The sequence below is a fragment of the Agromyces sp. NPDC060279 genome (genome assembly GCF_042726785.1).
GTDB lineage: Bacteria > Actinomycetota > Actinomycetes > Actinomycetales > Microbacteriaceae > Agromyces.
In genome coordinates this window covers 876,757-892,094 of sequence record NZ_JBHXBK010000001.1, presented here as the reverse complement: position 1 = coordinate 892,094, position 15,338 = coordinate 876,757, and the positions used below count along the sequence as shown (strand labels likewise).

Sequence of the window (15,338 nt, the reverse complement as noted above, 5' to 3'; positions counted from 1 at the left end):
TAACGATCCGGGGACGCCTCTTGACGGGCGCCGACGGCCGCGGCCATCATTTCGAGCACCGTCTGGGCGAACCTGATCGATTCTCCGGAGGGACATTCACCACCCGTCATCCGGCGGACTGAATGCACGCACTGTCGCGTGAAGCGTTCTGCGGCTGTGCACCACCAACACAGTGAGGAAGCACACATGAAGAAGTCCCACCGGTTCGGCGCGATCGCGCTGGCCGCCGCGGCGACGCTGACGCTCGCCTCGTGCGGCTTCGGCGGCGGATCGAGCGGGGGCGACGCCTCCGGCAAGACCACGCTGAACCTGCTCGTGCCGAGCTACTCCGACAACACCCAGGGTCTCTGGGAGGACGTCATCTCGGGCTTCGAGAAGGCGAACCCCGACATCAAGGTCGAGCTCGAGGTCCAGTCCTGGGACAACCTCGAGTCCGTCATCGCCACGAAGATCCAGGGTGGAGAGGCGCCCGACATCTACAACGGCGGCCCCTTCGCCGGCTTCGCGGCCGACGAGCTGCTCTACCCGGCCAAGGACGTCGTCTCGTCCGACACGTACTCCGACTTCCAGGACGCGTTCCTCGCGAACGCCGAGGTCGACGGCACCGCCTACGCACTGCCGCTCATCGCTTCGGCGCGCGCGCTCTTCGTGAACAACGCGCTGCTCGAGCAGGCCGGGGTCGCCGCTCCGCCGAAGAACTGGGACGAGCTGCTCGACGCGGCCACGAAGGTCTCCAAGCTCGGCGGCGGCGTCGCCGGCTACGGCATGCCGCTCGGCTCCGAAGAGGCGCAGGCCGAGGCGGCCGTGTGGCTCTGGGGCGGCGGCGGCAGCTTCGGCGACGCTTCTGCGATCACGGTCGACGACCCGGCCAACCTGCCGGGCGCCGAACAGATCAAGAAGATGATCGACGCGGGCGCCACGCAGGCCGACCCGGGCTCGACGAACCGTTCGCCGCTCATGGACATCTTCGTCCAGGGCAAGATCGGCATGCAGGTCGGCCTCCCGCCGACCGTCGGCCAGATCGCGGAGAACAACCCCGAGCTCGACTACTCGATCGTGCCGATCCCGACCAAGGACGGCTCGGCGTTCACGCTCGGCGTCATGGACCAGCTGATGGCGTTCAAGAACGACGACAGCAAGAAGGACGCCATCACGAAGTTCTTCGACTACTACTACTCGGCCGATGTGTACGTGCCGTGGGTGCAGACGGAGGGCTTCCTGCCCGTCACGAAGTCGGGCGCCGAGGCGCTCTCGGGCGAGGAGGCGCTGAAGCCCTTCCTCGACGTGCTGCCGGACGCGCAGTTCTACCCGTCGACGAACCCGAAGTGGTCCGCCACCGACGGTGCGTTCAAGTCGCTCTTCGGTCAGATCCAGACGAAGCCGGCGCAGGACGTCCTGACCGAGATCCAGGCGCAGGCCGACGCGGGCTGAGCCCCGACTCACCACGGAAGGGTTCGGTGACCACCGCACCATGAGCTCCACGACCGATACGTCATCGAACCCCGCGGGGGCGGCCTCCGGCCGCCCCCGCCCCGGGGGTGCCGGCCGCACGGGCAGCGCCCCGGCCGGCGCCGCCCGCGGCAAGCCCGGCGGGCGCGACCTCGCCAAGGCGCTGCCCTGGATCGCCCCCGCGCTCGTCCTCATCCTCGGCGTCGTGCTGTTCCCCGCCGGGGTGATGTTCTACAACTCCACCCGCGATATCTCGCAGTCCGGCGTGGACAAGGGATCCGTCGGCTTCGACAACTACGTCGAGGTGTTCTCGTTCCCCTACTTCTGGCCGATCTTCCTGCGCACGATCGTGTGGGTCGTCGTGGTCGTCGTGTTCACCGTGCTGATCTCGCTCGGCATCGCGCAGATCCTGAACAAGGCGTTCCCCGGCCGGCGGATCGTGCGCCTCGTCGTGATCATCCCGTGGGCGGCCTCGGTCGTCATGACGACGATGGTCGTCTACTACGGGCTCGAGCCCTACTTCGGGGTGATCAACAAGTTCCTCGTGGACGTGGGCCTCATCGACACCCCGGAGGGCTACGGCTGGACGCGCAACCCGACGACGGCCTTCATCTGGTCGATCGTCATCGCGATCTTCGTGTCACTGCCGTTCACGACCTACACGATCCTCGCCGGCCTCGCCACGGTGCCGGGCGACACGATCGAGGCCGCGAAGATGGACGGCGCGAGCCCCGCCCGCACCTACTTCACGGTCGTGCTGCCGCAGCTGCGGGGCGCGCTCTCGGTCGCCGTGCTCATCAACATCATCAACGTGTTCAACTCGCTGCCGATCCTGAAGGTCATGACCGGCTCGATCCCCGGCTACGACGCGGACACGATCATGACGATGATCTTCAAGTACATCCAGAACCAGCACAAGGTCGACGTCGCCTCGGCGCTGTCGGTCGTCGCCTTCCTCATCGTCATCGTGATCGTCGCGGTGTACGTGAAGGTCGTCAAGCCCACCAGGGAGGTCTGAGCGATGACCGTCACCGAAACCCGGGCCATGCTCTCCGTCGACGCCGAGCGCTCGCCCGGCGGCCGCGACCGGGGGCCCGCGCGCAAGCGCCGCTACACCGAGGACCAGGTGCCGCTCGGCCGTGTGCTGCTGCGCATGCTCGCCGGCCTCGTCGTGCTTGCGATCTTCATCCTCCCGTACACGATCATGTTCTTCGGCTCCGTGAAGACGAAGGCGCAGATCCGTTCGGTCGATCCCACCTACTTCCCCACGGAGTGGCACTGGGAGAACTACGTCAACATGTGGTCGACGCCCGAGACGCCGCTGCCGCAGAACCTGATCTCGACCATCGTGATCGCCGTGTTCGCGACGCTGCTCGTGCTGCTCGTGGCACTGCCCGCCGCGTACTACACGGCGAGGTTCCGCTTCCCGGGGCGGATGGTGTTCCTCTTCCTCGTCATCGTCACGCAGATGCTGCAGCCCGCGGTGCTCACCTCCGGTCTGTTCCGTCAGTTCGCGACGCTCGGGCTGATCGACACCTGGGCGGCGATGATCTTCATCAACGCGGCGTTCAACCTGTCGTTCGCCGTGTGGATCATGCACTCCTTCTTCGCGGGCATCCCGAAGGAGGTCGACGAGGCGGCCCAGATCGACGGTGCGGGCCGGCTCACGGTGCTGTTCCGGATCAACCTGCCGCTCGTGTGGCCCGGCATCGTGACCGCCATCGTGTTCACCTTCGTGGCGTGCTGGAACGAGTTCGCGGCGTCGCTCGTGATCCTCTCGACGGCCGGCAACCAGCCGCTCTCGGTCGCGCTGACGAAGTTCGTCGGCCAGTACGAGACGAGCTGGCAGTACGTGTTCGGCGTCTCGATCGTCGCGATCGTGCCGGTCGTCATCCTGTTCATGCTCATCGAGAAGCGCCTCGTCGGCGGCCTCACCGCCGGCAGCGTGAAGTAGGCCCGGCCCGGCCCGGCCCGGCGCCGGCCCGGCCCGGCTCCGGCCACGCCCGCGCGGAGGAGATCCGCACGGAGGGAGGATGAATCGGCGAGATTCATCCTCCCTTCGCGTCATCCTCCTCCGGTGCGTCATCGACGGCCGGCCGACTGAGCGAGCGCGAGTCGAATCTGCTGCTCGACGATCTGCCAGGCGAACATGATGCGGGCGTAATCGAACCGGAGCACGGTGTAGCCCGCGAGCGCCAAGCGACGATCGTGGTCCAGGTCGCGGCGCCGGTCGGCCGCGCTGCGGTGGTGGGCGAAGCCGTCGAGCTGGCAGACGAGTCGATCGCCGACGAGCGCGTCGACCCGGTGTCCGAGCAGCGGCACCTGCTGGCGGACCGGGATGCCGCCGCGTCGCAGCCGCGCGACGAAGACGCTCTCGAGCCCGGAGTCGGAGAGCTCCGAGCAGACGTCCAGCAGCGCCATCGCGCGACGCGATCGGACGGGGAGCCCGGCGATCACGGCCAGGCTCACCACGCCTGTTCGGACGGCGGACTCCCAGATGACCAGGGACTGTTCGAAGGGCAGGCAGTCGGCCGCGTGGGCGAGCAGGTTCTCCGGCGGTTCGACGAGCGCGTGCGGATGCACCGGGACCGGCCCGCGCGACCAATGACGGACGGCGGTGGGGTCGCTCCTCCCCGAGTGCGCCGGGACGGAGAGGTGCAGGCGCGGCTCGGGGAACGTCCACAGGCCGAGTTCCTGTGCCGCGCTGGCGCAGGTGAGCCGGCCGCCGGCCCTGATCGCATCGGCTCGGCGTGATCCGCTCGCCTCCGGCGTGGCGAGCCATCGCGCCCGGATCCTCACGACCCGGCCCGAGTCGATCGCCCTCTCGAGCGCGGTGCGGCGGTAGCCGGCGTCGTCGAGCTGGGTGCGGTGGGCGAGCCCACCAGCGCGGCGCAGCCAGTCGGCGAGTTCCATCCCGCGAGTCTGCCGAGTGGCATGCGTCGAACCGCCCGCCCGTGCCCGTGTTGTGGAGAAGGAGCGCCGTCCGCCGGCTGTGGAAACGGGAGCCGCCGCCGCTCACCGGAGGAGAACGACGGCGCGGGAGGAGCGGATGCCGGGAAGGAACCTCCGCACGCGACGATCTCCTCCGCGGCGGCGCAGAGGGGCGCTGTGCCGGCCCGCAGCCGCGGCACCGCGCTCAGTCCCGCCAGGGCACCTCGGGCATGCGGTGATACGGCACGCCCATCGCCTCCAGGCGCTCGCCGTAGCCCGCCACCGCCGCGAAGAAGCCGGCCTCGTCCCGCCCGCCGGGCGCGGCCGGCGACCACGCGATCTCGGCGATCGCGAGGATGCGCGGGAAGGCCATGAACTCGACCTCCTCGAGGGTGCGCATCGTCTCGGTCCAGATCGGCGCCTCGACACCGAGGACGTCCTCGTCGCGGACGTCGGGCACGATCGCCGCCGGGTCCCAGCCGTACGCCTCGGCGAGCGAGGTGTCGCCGTCGGCCCAGTCCTGGCCGAGTTGGCGGCCCTCGAAGCTCGGCGCGTCGGGGTAGACCATGTCGAGGTAGGCGGCGTCGGCGGGGGAGAACACGATGCGGCCGCCCTGCTCGAGGAAGGAGCGCACGTCGGCCGCCGAGCCGGTCTCCTCGCGCGGGGTCACGTAGTCCCAGTACTGCCCGATGGTGCCGGCCGGCAGCTCCCGCGAGGCGCCGAGCTCGTGCCAGCCGATGATCGTCTTGCCGGTGGCGGCGCCTGCCGTCGTCATCCGGCGCACCAGTTCGAGGTAGTCGGCCTCGCTCGTGGCGAGCGATTCGTCGCCGCCGAGATGGATCCACGGGCCCGGGGTCAGCTCGGCGAGTTCGCGGGTGACGTCGGCGAGGAAGCGGTCGGTGGCCTCGGCGCGCTCGGGGGCCGCGCAGAGCGAGGAGAAGCCGACCTCCAGCCCCTCGTACGGCGGCGGGGCCACGCCGTCGCAGTTCAGCTCGGGGTAGGCGCTGAGCGCGGCGTTGGTGTGCCCGGGCAGGTCGATCTCGGGCACGATCGTCACGTGCCGCTCGGCCGCGTAGGCGACGAGGCGGCGGAAATCGTCCTTGGTGTAGAAGCCGCCGCCGTCGCCGCCCGTCGAGGTCGACGCCCCGATGCCGGTGAGTTCCGGCCAGGCGTCGATCTGCAGGCGCCAGCCCTGGTCGTCGGTGAGGTGCAGGTGCAGCACGTTGAGCTTCAGCATCGCGAGCTGGTCGACGTAGCGCTCGACGTCCGCGACGGGCAGGAAGTGCCGCGCGACGTCGAGCATCGCGCCCCGGTACGCGAAGCGCGGGACGTCGTCGACGCGCACCGCGGGCGCGGCCCAGCCGCCCTCGGGTTCGGGCCTCTCACCCGAGGACAGGATCGCGGGCGGCAGCAACTGCAGCAGGCTCCGGGTCGCCCAGAACGCGCCGGTCGGGCTCGCCGCCTCGATCCGGGCGCCGTCGGCGCCGGTGGCGAGCCGGTACGCCTCGGCGGTCGGGCCGGCGGGGACGGATGCCTCGGCCGCCCCGGCCTCGACGGCGATCAGGATGTCGGCCGGGCGGGCTTCGTCCCCGCCGCCCGCCACGACGGGGACCGCGGCGCCGGTGGCGAGGCGGAGCTGCGCGGCGAGCAGTTCGGGAGCGCTGCCCGCCTCGCCGACGACGAGCACCCGGCTCGTCTCATCGAGACGGAACGGCTCGGCGTCGAGCCGCTCGAAGGCGGCCGGGGCGGGGATGATGCGGGGCACGTCGGCTCCGTTCTGCTGCGGCGCGCAGCCGGCCAGGGCGGCCGAGCCGAGCGCGATGGCCAGGGCGGCGGCGGCGAGGCGTGCGGTGCGGGCGGCGATGCTCATGCGCGGGTCCTCGTCGTCGAGCGGTCGGTGCGGCCGACCATTTGTGAGGGATCTTTACTCCCGCGCCCCATCCTGCCACGACGACGCCGTTCGCAACACCCGCGGCGAGGCGGCATCCATTGCTATGCTTGCTCCGTCGCGACTGGCGTTGAGATGGTCACCATCGGGGAGCGACTGGCACGCATCGACCGCACGCCTGGGCCGGTACGGATGCCTCGTGGCGCGAGTCGCGCGAGGCAGCACCCTCGTTTGGTCCGTACCTGTCATGAAGGAGCCAGTCTTGGCCGAATCCGTCTTCAATGCCCCGCTGTCCGAGGTCGATCCCGAGATCGCCGAGGTGCTCGAGCTCGAGCTCGGTCGCCAGCGCGACTACCTCGAGATGATCGCGAGCGAGAACTTCGTGCCCGTCTCGGTGCTGCAGTCGCAGGGTTCCGTGCTCACGAACAAGTACGCCGAGGGCTACCCCGGCCGCCGGTACTACGGCGGCTGCGAGTACGTCGACGTCGCCGAGTCGCTCGCGATCGAGCGGGCGAAGAGCCTCTTCGGCGCCGAATACGCCAACGTCCAGCCGCACTCGGGCGCCACGGCGAACGCCGCCGTGCTGAGCGCCATCGCCACCCCGGGCGACACCATCCTCGGCCTCGAGCTCGCCCACGGCGGCCACCTCACCCACGGCATGAAGCTGAACTTCTCGGGCAAGCTCTACAACGCCGTCTCGTACGGCGTCGACCCCGAGTCGTTCCTCGTCGACCTGAACGTCGTCCGCGAGAAGGCGCTCGAGCACAAGCCGCAGGTCATCATCGCCGGCTGGTCCGCCTACCCCCGCCACCTCGACTTCGCGGCGTTCCGCGAGATCGCCGACGAGGTCGGCGCGAAGCTCTGGGTCGACATGGCGCACTTCGCCGGCCTCGTCGCCGCGGGCCTGCACCCCTCGCCCGTGCCGTACGCCGACGTCGTCTCCTCCACGGTGCACAAGACCATCGGCGGCCCGCGCTCGGGCTTCATCCTCTCGCGCGACACCGAGCTCGCGAAGAAGCTGAACTCCAACGTGTTCCCCGGCCAGCAGGGCGGCCCGCTCATGCACGTCATCGCGGCCAAGGCGACGGCGTTCAAGATCGCCGCCTCCGCGGAGTTCAAGGACCGTCAGGAGCGCACCCTGCGCGGCGCGGCGATCCTCGCCGACCGCCTCACCGCCGAGGACTCGCGCGCCGCGGGCATCGACGTGCTCACGGGCGGCACCGACGTGCACCTCGTGCTCGCAGACCTCCGCAACTCGAAGATCAACGGCCAGGAGGCCGAGGACCTGCTGCACGAGGCGCTCATCACCGTCAACCGCAACGCGGTGCCGTTCGACCCGCGCCCGCCGATGGTCACCTCGGGGCTGCGCATCGGCACGCCGGCGCTCGCGACCCGCGGCTTCGGCGACGCCGAGTTCACCGAGGTCGCCGACGTCATCGCCGAGGTGCTCAAGGGTGGTGCGGAGGTCGCCGCGCTGCGCGAGCGGGTGCAGAAGCTCACCGCCGGGTTCCCGCTGTACCCCGGCCTCCAGCAGTAAGGGGCGCTCCGGATGACCGCCATCACCCTCGACGGCGTCGCGACCGCGACCGCCGTGAAGTCCGAGCTGGCCGGCCGCATCGCGAGCCTGCGCAGCCACGGGATCGTGCCGGGCCTCGGCACGCTGCTCGTCGGCGACGACCCCGGCTCGCGCTCGTACGTCGCGGGCAAGCACCGCGACTGCGCCGAGGTGGGGATCGAGTCGATCCGCATCGACCTGCCCGCCTCGGCGACGCAGGCCGACGTGATGGCGGCCATCCGGGAGCTCAACCACGCCCCCGAGGTCACGGGCTACATCGTGCAGCTGCCGCTGCCGGCCGGCCTCGACGAGCACGCCGCCCTCGAGGCCATCGACCCGGCCAAGGACGCCGACGGCCTGCACCCGACGAACCTCGGCCGGCTCGTGCTCGGCATCGAAGGCGAGCTCGCCTCGCCCCTGCCCTGCACGCCGGCCGGCATCGTGGAGCTGCTGCACCGCTACGAGGTGCCGATCCGCGGGCGCCACGTGACCGTCATCGGTCGCGGGCTCACGGTGGGCCGGCCGCTCGGCCTGCTGTTCACCCGCAAGGGTCTCGACGCCACGGTGACGCTCACGCACTCGCGCACGAGCGACCTCGCGGCCGAGGTGCGCCGTGCCGACATCGTCGTCGCGGCGGTCGGGGTGCCGCACCTCGTGCAGCCGGACTGGATCAAGCCCGGCGCCGCCGTGCTCGACGTCGGCATCACCCGCGTGCAGGACGAGGAGACCGGCAAGGGCCGCCTGACGGGCGACGTCGATCCGGCGGTCGCCGAGGTCGCCGGGCACCTGTCGCCGAACCCCGGCGGGGTCGGCCCGATGACCCGGGCCATGCTGCTCGCCAACGTCGTGAAGGCCGCCGAGCTGCGTCTCGCCTGAGCCTGGCCCGCCGAGGTTCGCTGAGCTCGTCGAAGCGCCCTGTGGTTCGCTGAGCTCGTCGAAGCGCGCCGTGGTTCGCTGAGCCCGTCGAAGCGCCCTCAGGCCGTCCGCTGCCCCGAGCGCCCGAGCCGCTGCCTCGCCGTGTTCTGCCCCGGCCCGACGGGGACGTGCGCGGTCGCCTTGGCGAGCCCGAACGCGGGCATGTCGGCGTAGACGGCCTCGGCGTCCGCGACGGGCACCTCGTAGGTCTCGTGCCACACCCCGACGTGCCCGGTGCCGAGCGCCGTGCGCATGAACTCGCGCCAGGGTTCGAGGTGCGGCGCCTCGCGGTCGGCGGCGAAGCGCTGCAGGTGCTCCGGGCTCTCCCAGTAGGAGAGCAGGATCGTCGTGCGGCCGACCCAGCTCTCGAAGCCGAGCATGCCCGACTCCGGGTGGGTCGCGAGGTGGCGGAGCATGCGCGGCATCTGCTTCGCCACCCGCTGCACCCGGGGCAGGCGCCACCAGCGGTTCGCGCGCATGCCGATGAGGAACACCGTGATCGTCTCCCGCTCGGGCGCGGCCGTGTAGCGCCCCGGGAACACCGTTCGAGTCATCTCCAGCTCCATAACGTCGTTACGAAACGATGTTATGGCTAGACTGTCGGCATGGCAAGACCCCCCGTGTACGACGATGCGCTCCGCGAGCGGCTGCTCGAGGTCACCGCCGAGATCGTCGCCCGCGACGGGGCATCCCGCGCGGCGCTCCGCGACATCGCGAGCGCGGCCGGCACCTCGACCTCGGCCGTGTACGCCCTGTTCGGTGGCAAGGGCGAACTGCTGGCCGCTGTCATCGAGCACGGCTTCGCCTCGTTCGGAGCGGCCCAGCGCGAGGCCGCCCCGGCCGGGCTGCGCGCGCTCGGCGTCGCCTACCGCGAGTGGGCGCTCGGGCATCCCGCGCTGTATCGCTTGATGTTCGGCGGGGCGCTCGAGTCGGTGGCCGACTGCGAACCCGACCCGGCCTCGGCATCCGCCTCGCTCGCCCCGCTGCACGCGGCGATCGCCGAGCGCGGCGCGGCCGACGTCGGGGTGAGCGCGGTCGCCATCTGGGCGCAGGTGCATGGCGCCGTGAGCCTCGAACTCACCGGGATGGCCGGGCACGGCACGTCCTGGGACGAGGTCTACGGCGCCGTGCTCGACGCGGTCGAGCGGAGCCTGCCGGGGGGCTAAGCGGCGCTTCGGCGAGGGCGCTTCGACGGGCTCGCTTCGACGGGCTCAGCGAACCAGGGGCGTCGAGTGTTCACCGGGCGGCCACCCCACCGCCACGACGGCGACGTACGGTCGCCCCATGGCACGCGAGCGCACCGACCCCGCCGACCGCCCCGCGGTGGTCGCGGTCATCCCGGCTCGCGGCGGCTCGAAGGGCCTGCCCGGCAAGAACCTCGCGCCCGTCGGCGGCATCCCGCTCGTCGCCCGCGCCGTGCGCGCCGCCGCTGCGGCCGCGCTCATCGACCGGGTCGCCGTGACGAGCGACGACGCGGCGATCGCCGAGGTCGCCCGCGACGCCGGCGCCGAGACCATCGCTCGGCCGATCGAGCTGGCCGGCGACGCCGCGAGCTCCGAGCGCGCGCTGCTGCACGCGCTCGACCAGCTCGCCCTCGCGGGCAGCGACCCCGAGGTGCTCGTCTTCATCCAGGCCACCTCGCCCTTCATCGACCCGGACGACCTCGACCTCGCCATCGCCCGCGTGCTCGCCGGCGAGGCCGACGTCGTCTTCTCCGCGGTCGAGAGCCACGCCTTCCTCTGGCGGCGGGATGCCTCGGCCGGGGCGACGGGCGTGAACCACGACGCCGCCCGGCGACTCCGGCGGCAGGACCGTGCGCCTGAGTTCCGCGAGACCGGCGCGTTCTACGTGCTCCGGGTCGACGGCTTCCGTGCGGCGGGCCACCGCTTCTTCGGCCGCGTCGAGGTGCAGCTCGTGCCCGAGGCGCACGCGCTCGAGATCGACGGCCCTGCCGAGCTCGCCATCGCCGAGGCGCTCGCGCCGACGCTCGACGGCGGCGCCTGGCGGCCGCGGCTCGACGTCGACGCCGTCGTCACCGACTTCGACGGCGTGCACACCGACGACACCGCGATTGTCGGCGGCGACGGGGTCGAGTTCGTGCGGGTGAGCCGCAGCGACGGGGCCGGTGTGGCCCGGCTCCGCGCGGCGGGCGTCCCCGTGCTCATCCTCTCCGCCGAACGGCACCCCGTTGTCGGGGCACGTGCCGCGAAGCTCGGCGTCGAGGTGCTGCAGGGCGTCGCCGACAAGGGCGCCGCGCTCGCCGACTGGGCCGAACGCCGAGGCATCCGGCTCGACCGCATCGCCTATCTCGGCAACGACCTCGGCGACGTGCCGGCCCTCGCCCTCGCGGGCTGGCCGGTCGCGGTCGCCGACGCGATCCCCGAGGTGCGCCGCCTGGCGCGCCTCGTCCTCAGCCGGCGGGGTGGTGACGGCGCGGTCCGAGAGCTGGCCGACGCCGTCCTGGCCGGGCGCGCGGCCGTGGGGGCGGCCGCCGACGCCCCCGCCGCCCCGCCCACCCCGTCCGAGGGGCCGGCCGCCGAGGCCGCGCCCGTCCCAACCAACGAAGGAGCCCCGACATGAGCGTGCGCATCGGCCGTCACGAGGTCGGCACCGGCCTGCCCGTCTACGTCATCGCCGAGATCGGCCTGAACCACAACGGCGAGCTCGAGCTCGCGAAGCGGCTCATCGACGTCGCCGCCGAGTCCGGCTGCCAGGCCGTGAAGTTCCAGAAGCGCACGCCCGAGCTCGCGACGCCGGAGCACATGAAGGACGTGCCGCGGGAGACGCCCTGGGGCACCATGAGCTACCTCGACTACCGTCGCCGGGTCGAGCTCTCCCGCGACGACTACCTCGAGATCGCCCGCTACGCGGACCTGCGCGGCCTCGACTGGTTCGCCTCGCCCTGGGACGAGCCCTCCGTCGCCTTCCTCGACGAACTCGACGTGCCGGCCTTCAAGGTGGCCTCCGCGTCCGTGACCGACGTCCCGCTCCTGCGCGCGATCGCCGCGACCGGCAAGCCGGTGATCCTCTCGACCGGCATGTCGACGCTCGAGGAGATCGACCGCGCGGTCGTCACCCTCGGCACCTCGCAGCTGCTGCTCATGCACGCCACCTCGAGCTACCCCATGCCGGCCGAGGAGGCGAACCTGCGCACGATCGACACCCTCGCCCTGCGCTACCCGGTGCCCGTCGGCTACTCGGGGCACGAGCGCGGCCTGCAGATCTCGCTCGCCGCGGTCGCCCTCGGCGCCGTCGCCGTCGAACGGCACATCACGCTCGACCGGGCGATGTGGGGGAGCGATCACGCGGCGTCCCTCGAGCCGCAGGGCCTCGAGCACCTCGTCCGCGACATCCGCATCATCGAGACCGCGATGGGTGACGGCGTGAAGCGCGTCTTCCCCGGTGAGGAGGCGCCGAAGGCGAAGCTCCGCCGGGTGCTCGTGTGAGCCGCGACGAGGGGGCGGCGCCGGCGCGCCGGCTGCTCGTCGTCGCCGACAGCGACTCCTACGTGAAATGGGGCGCCGCCCTCGCCGGGCGCGTCGCCGGCGCGTGGGCGAGCGAGGTCGTCCTGCTCGCCTCGCCCGTGCTGCCGAGCGCCCGGCAGCTCGACGCCGCACTCGCCGGCTCCGGCTTCGCCCCGGCCGAGGTGCGCACCCTGGAGCTCGACGCGCTGCTCGCCCGGCTCGCGGTCGATCCGCCCGACGCGGTGCTGCTCGCCCTGCGCGGACCGCTCGTGCGCGTCGTCGCGGGGCGCATCGCCACGCTGCCGGACCGGCCGGTGCTCGTCTCGGGCTTCCCCGGCCTCACCATCCCGGCCGAGCCGAAGGCGATCGTCTACCGCGAACTCGTCGACCTCGTCGTGCTGCACAGCCGGCGGGAGGTCCGCGAGTTCGACGCCAACGCGCGGGCACTCGGCGTCGCGGTGCGCTTCGGCCTCGCCACGCTGCCGTTCCTCGCGGCCGTGCCGCCGAGCGCCTGGGTCGGGCCCGAGCGCGACGAGCTCGTGTTCGCCGCGCAGGCGAAGGTGCCGGCCGGCTTCGAGGAGCGGGTGCGCCTGCTCGGCATGCTCGCCCGCGCCGCCCGCGCCCACCCCGACCATCGCGTCGTGCTGAAGGTGCGGGCGCGCCCCGGCGAGGCGCAGACGCACGCCGAGGAGTTCGATCTCGGTGAACTCGTCGCCGACCCGCCCCCGGAACTCCTGGCGCTGAGCGGTGGCGGGCTGCCGCCGAACCTCGTCGTCCGCGACGGCCCCATGTCGGGGCACCTCGAGTCGGCGGCGGCGCTCGTCGCGGTGAGCTCGACGGCGGTGCTCGAGGCGATCGCGGTGGGTGTGCCCGTGCTGCTGCTCGACGAGTTCGGCATCGGCCCGAAGCAGATCAACTCGGTCTTCGAGGGCAGCGGGCTCTTCGGCGACGCGGGGGAGCTCGTCGCCGGCCGCTGGCGCAGGCCGGAACCGGGATGGCTCGACGACAACTACTTCCACGGCGAGGAGCACGACGATTGGGAGGACGAGCTCGCCCGGCTCGTCGCCGCCCGCGAGCGCGGGTCGCTGCCCGTGCCCAGGCGCCGGCACAACCTCGTCGGCGGGGCGCTCCGTCGGGCGTACGAGCGCAAGCGGATGCTCGGCGATTACGACCGCACGGCCGCGGGAGCGGCGGCGATGGTCGTCGCGCCCCCGGCGCGCTGGCTGCTGCGGCGGGCGCGGCGGCTGCGCGCCGCCGTCACGCGCCGGGCGCCGTATGCTCCGCGAGGTGCGTGAGGTAGGCGTCGCCGTTCCGGCGGATGCCCGCGCGCTCCTCCTCGCTGAGCTCCCGGCGCACCTTCGCGGGCACGCCGGCGACGAGGGAGCCCGGCGGCACGACCGTGCCCTCGAGCACGACGGCGCCGGCGGCCACGAGCGAGCCCTCGCCGATGACGGCGCCGTTCAGCACCGTCGCGTTCATGCCGACGAGGCTGTCCCGTTCGATCGTGCAGCCGTGCAGCACGGCGCCGTGCCCGACGGAGACGCCCTCGCCGACGGTGAGCGGGAAGCCGGCGTCGACGTGGCAGACGACGGTGTCCTGCAGGTTCGCCCGCGCGCCGAGCACGATCGGGGCGGCCTCGGCGCGGAGCACCGCGTTGTACCAGACGCTCGACTGCGCCTCGAGGCGCACGTCGCCGACGATCACGGCGCCAGCCGCGACGAACGCGGTGTCGTCGATCGAGGGGCTGCCGATTCCGGCGAGCGGGCGGACGAGGGCGGCGACGTCGACGGGCATGCTCGAATCCTACGGGGCCAGGCGGGCGAGGCGGAGCCGGAGGGCCCGGAACAGCGCCCCCAGGGCGAACACGGCGACCCCGCCGGCAACGGCGAGCGGGGGCAGCGTCAGCACGAGGACGACGCAGCCGATCGCGCCGAGGAGTGCGAGGCCCCGGCGGGCGCGGCGTGCGGCGGGCGATCCGGTGGACCGGCCGAGCAGGCGCAGCGCCGCGAGGTTGGCGACGAGGTAGTAGACGAGCACGCCGAAGGAGCTGAAGCCGATGGCCTCGCGGAGGTCGGCGACGAGCAGCACGATGACGATCGCCGTCGCCACGACGAGCTCGGCGACGTACGGCACGTGCGTCCCCGGCTGTACCGCGGCGAGGCCGCGCGGCAGCTCGCCGTCGCGGGCCATCGCGAGTGCGGTGCGCCCGACGCCGGCGATGAGCGCGAGCAGGGCGCCGAGGGCGGCGAGTCCGGCGCCGACCCCGACGACGGGCACGGCCCACTCCCAGCCGCTCCGCCCGACGAGCTCGGCCAGCGGGGCCGCACCGCCCGAGGCGAGCCCGCCGGCGCCGAGCGCCTGCAGCAGCACGACGGCGAGCAGCGCGTACAGGGCGACGACGGTGCCGAGAGCGATCGCGATGGCCCGTGGGATGGTGCGCTCGGGGGCGCGCACCTCCTCGCCGAGGGTCGCGATCCTGGCGTAGCCGGCGAAGGCGAAGAACAGCAGCCCGGCCGACTGCAGTACCCCGTACGGCCCTGGGGCGGCCGCCGCGGCGAGCGGTTCCGCCGCGTCGCCCGAGGCGAGCCCGCTGAGGCCGGCGACGACGACGAGGGCGAGCACGGCGAGCACGGCGGTGACGATGACGGTCGCCGCCCGCGCGGTGCGGGTGATGCCGAGCAGGTTGAGCCCGGAGAGCACGACGACGGCGGCGATCGCGACGGGCTTCTGCCAGTCGGCGGGGACGAGGTACGCGGCGGCGGTCATGGCCATCGCCGCGCAGCTCGCCGTCTTGCCGATGACGAAGCCCCACCCGGCGAGGAAGCCCGGCCACGCGCCGAGCTCCTCCCGGCCGTAGCGGTAGGCGCCGCCGGACTCGGGGTAGCGGGCCGCGAGCCGCCCCGTCGAGCTGGCGTTCGCGTAGGCCACCAGCGCGGCGAGCGCGAGACCGAGCAGCAGCCAGTCCCCGCCGGCTCTGGCGGCGGGCGCCCAGACCGCGAACACGCCGGCGCCGATCATCGAGGCGAGCCCGATCACCACGGCGTCGCGGAGCCCGAGCCGGCGGGCGAGGGGCGGGGGCGAGGGGGCGGTCACGCTGGCACCTTAGTGCACGGAGGTATCCGGCAGGCGGGGCGGC

General features: G+C 72.7%; 14 protein-coding genes. 9 read left to right on the top strand and 5 right to left on the bottom strand.

Annotated features, from left to right (window positions below; genetic code table 11):
* The first annotated feature begins 186 nt into the window (after positions 1–186).
* From ACFWE1_RS04195 to ACFWE1_RS04185, 3 genes are read left to right on the top strand one after another with little or no spacing between them, the layout of a single operon-like run.
* Entirely contained in the window at positions 187–1,431 is a 1,245-nt protein-coding gene (locus ACFWE1_RS04195) for an extracellular solute-binding protein (RefSeq protein ID WP_376932267.1), read from the top strand.
* Positions 1,432–1,471: 40 nt separating this feature from the next.
* Positions 1,472–2,467, top strand: coding sequence for a carbohydrate ABC transporter permease (locus ACFWE1_RS04190; RefSeq protein WP_376932266.1), 996 nt, complete (start codon positions 1,472–1,474; stop codon positions 2,465–2,467).
* A 3-nt stretch (positions 2,468–2,470) separates the two neighbouring features.
* On the top strand, positions 2,471–3,403 hold the full coding sequence (locus tag ACFWE1_RS04185; RefSeq protein ID WP_376932265.1) for a carbohydrate ABC transporter permease: 933 nt from the start codon (positions 2,471–2,473) through the stop codon (positions 3,401–3,403).
* Between the two features lie 128 nt (positions 3,404–3,531).
* Here ACFWE1_RS04185 and ACFWE1_RS04180 read toward each other — a convergent pair whose 3' ends face one another.
* Positions 3,532–4,362: a DUF559 domain-containing protein gene (locus ACFWE1_RS04180; RefSeq protein ID WP_376932264.1), complete on the bottom strand. Its 831-nt coding sequence runs from the start codon at positions 4,360–4,362 to the stop codon at positions 3,532–3,534.
* A 223-nt stretch (positions 4,363–4,585) separates the two neighbouring features.
* Complete coding sequence (locus ACFWE1_RS04175) at positions 4,586–6,250, bottom strand: family 20 glycosylhydrolase (protein ID WP_376932263.1); 1,665 nt, start codon at positions 6,248–6,250, stop codon at positions 4,586–4,588.
* A gap of 280 nt (positions 6,251–6,530) precedes the next feature.
* Here ACFWE1_RS04175 and glyA point away from each other — a divergent pair, with 280 nt between their 5' ends.
* On the top strand, positions 6,531–7,805 hold the full coding sequence (glyA, locus tag ACFWE1_RS04170) for a serine hydroxymethyltransferase (protein WP_376932262.1): 1,275 nt from the start codon (positions 6,531–6,533) through the stop codon (positions 7,803–7,805).
* 12 nt (positions 7,806–7,817) lie between these two features.
* Entirely contained in the window at positions 7,818–8,699 is an 882-nt protein-coding gene (locus ACFWE1_RS04165; RefSeq protein ID WP_376932261.1) for a bifunctional methylenetetrahydrofolate dehydrogenase/methenyltetrahydrofolate cyclohydrolase, read from the top strand.
* 98 nt (positions 8,700–8,797) lie between these two features.
* On the opposite strand, the gene ACFWE1_RS04160 is transcribed toward ACFWE1_RS04165, so the two are convergent.
* On the bottom strand, positions 8,798–9,292 hold the full coding sequence (locus ACFWE1_RS04160; protein ID WP_376932260.1) for a DUF4188 domain-containing protein: 495 nt from the start codon (positions 9,290–9,292) through the stop codon (positions 8,798–8,800).
* 51 nt (positions 9,293–9,343) lie between these two features.
* Between ACFWE1_RS04160 and ACFWE1_RS04155 the strand changes: the two genes are divergently transcribed.
* The 4 genes from ACFWE1_RS04155 (at position 9,344) to ACFWE1_RS04140 (ending at position 13,497) form a co-directional block, all read left to right on the top strand.
* Complete coding sequence (locus ACFWE1_RS04155) at positions 9,344–9,904, top strand: TetR/AcrR family transcriptional regulator (protein ID WP_376932259.1); 561 nt, start codon at positions 9,344–9,346, stop codon at positions 9,902–9,904.
* Positions 9,905–10,022: 118 nt separating this feature from the next.
* Positions 10,023–11,318 carry a cytidylyltransferase domain-containing protein gene (locus ACFWE1_RS04150; protein WP_376932258.1) on the top strand — a complete coding sequence of 432 codons (1,296 nt, stop codon included), beginning with the start codon at positions 10,023–10,025 and terminating at the stop codon, positions 11,316–11,318.
* Positions 11,315–12,184 carry an N-acetylneuraminate synthase family protein gene (locus ACFWE1_RS04145; protein ID WP_376932257.1) on the top strand — a complete coding sequence of 290 codons (870 nt, stop codon included), beginning with the start codon at positions 11,315–11,317 and terminating at the stop codon, positions 12,182–12,184. Before ACFWE1_RS04150 ends, ACFWE1_RS04145 begins: the two co-directional genes overlap by 4 nt.
* A complete protein-coding gene (locus tag ACFWE1_RS04140; protein WP_376932256.1) occupies positions 12,181–13,497 on the top strand; it encodes a DUF6716 putative glycosyltransferase in 1,317 nt (438 codons plus the stop codon). Before ACFWE1_RS04145 ends, ACFWE1_RS04140 begins: the two co-directional genes overlap by 4 nt.
* On the opposite strand, the gene ACFWE1_RS04135 is transcribed toward ACFWE1_RS04140, so the two are convergent.
* On the bottom strand, positions 13,460–13,996 hold the full coding sequence (locus tag ACFWE1_RS04135) for a gamma carbonic anhydrase family protein (RefSeq protein WP_376932255.1): 537 nt from the start codon (positions 13,994–13,996) through the stop codon (positions 13,460–13,462). The two genes, ACFWE1_RS04140 and ACFWE1_RS04135, sit on opposite strands and share 38 nt — an antisense overlap.
* A 9-nt stretch (positions 13,997–14,005) precedes the next feature.
* Positions 14,006–15,295 carry an APC family permease gene (locus tag ACFWE1_RS04130; RefSeq protein WP_376932254.1) on the bottom strand — a complete coding sequence of 430 codons (1,290 nt, stop codon included), beginning with the start codon at positions 15,293–15,295 and terminating at the stop codon, positions 14,006–14,008.
* Between the last annotated feature and the right edge of the window lie 43 nt (positions 15,296–15,338).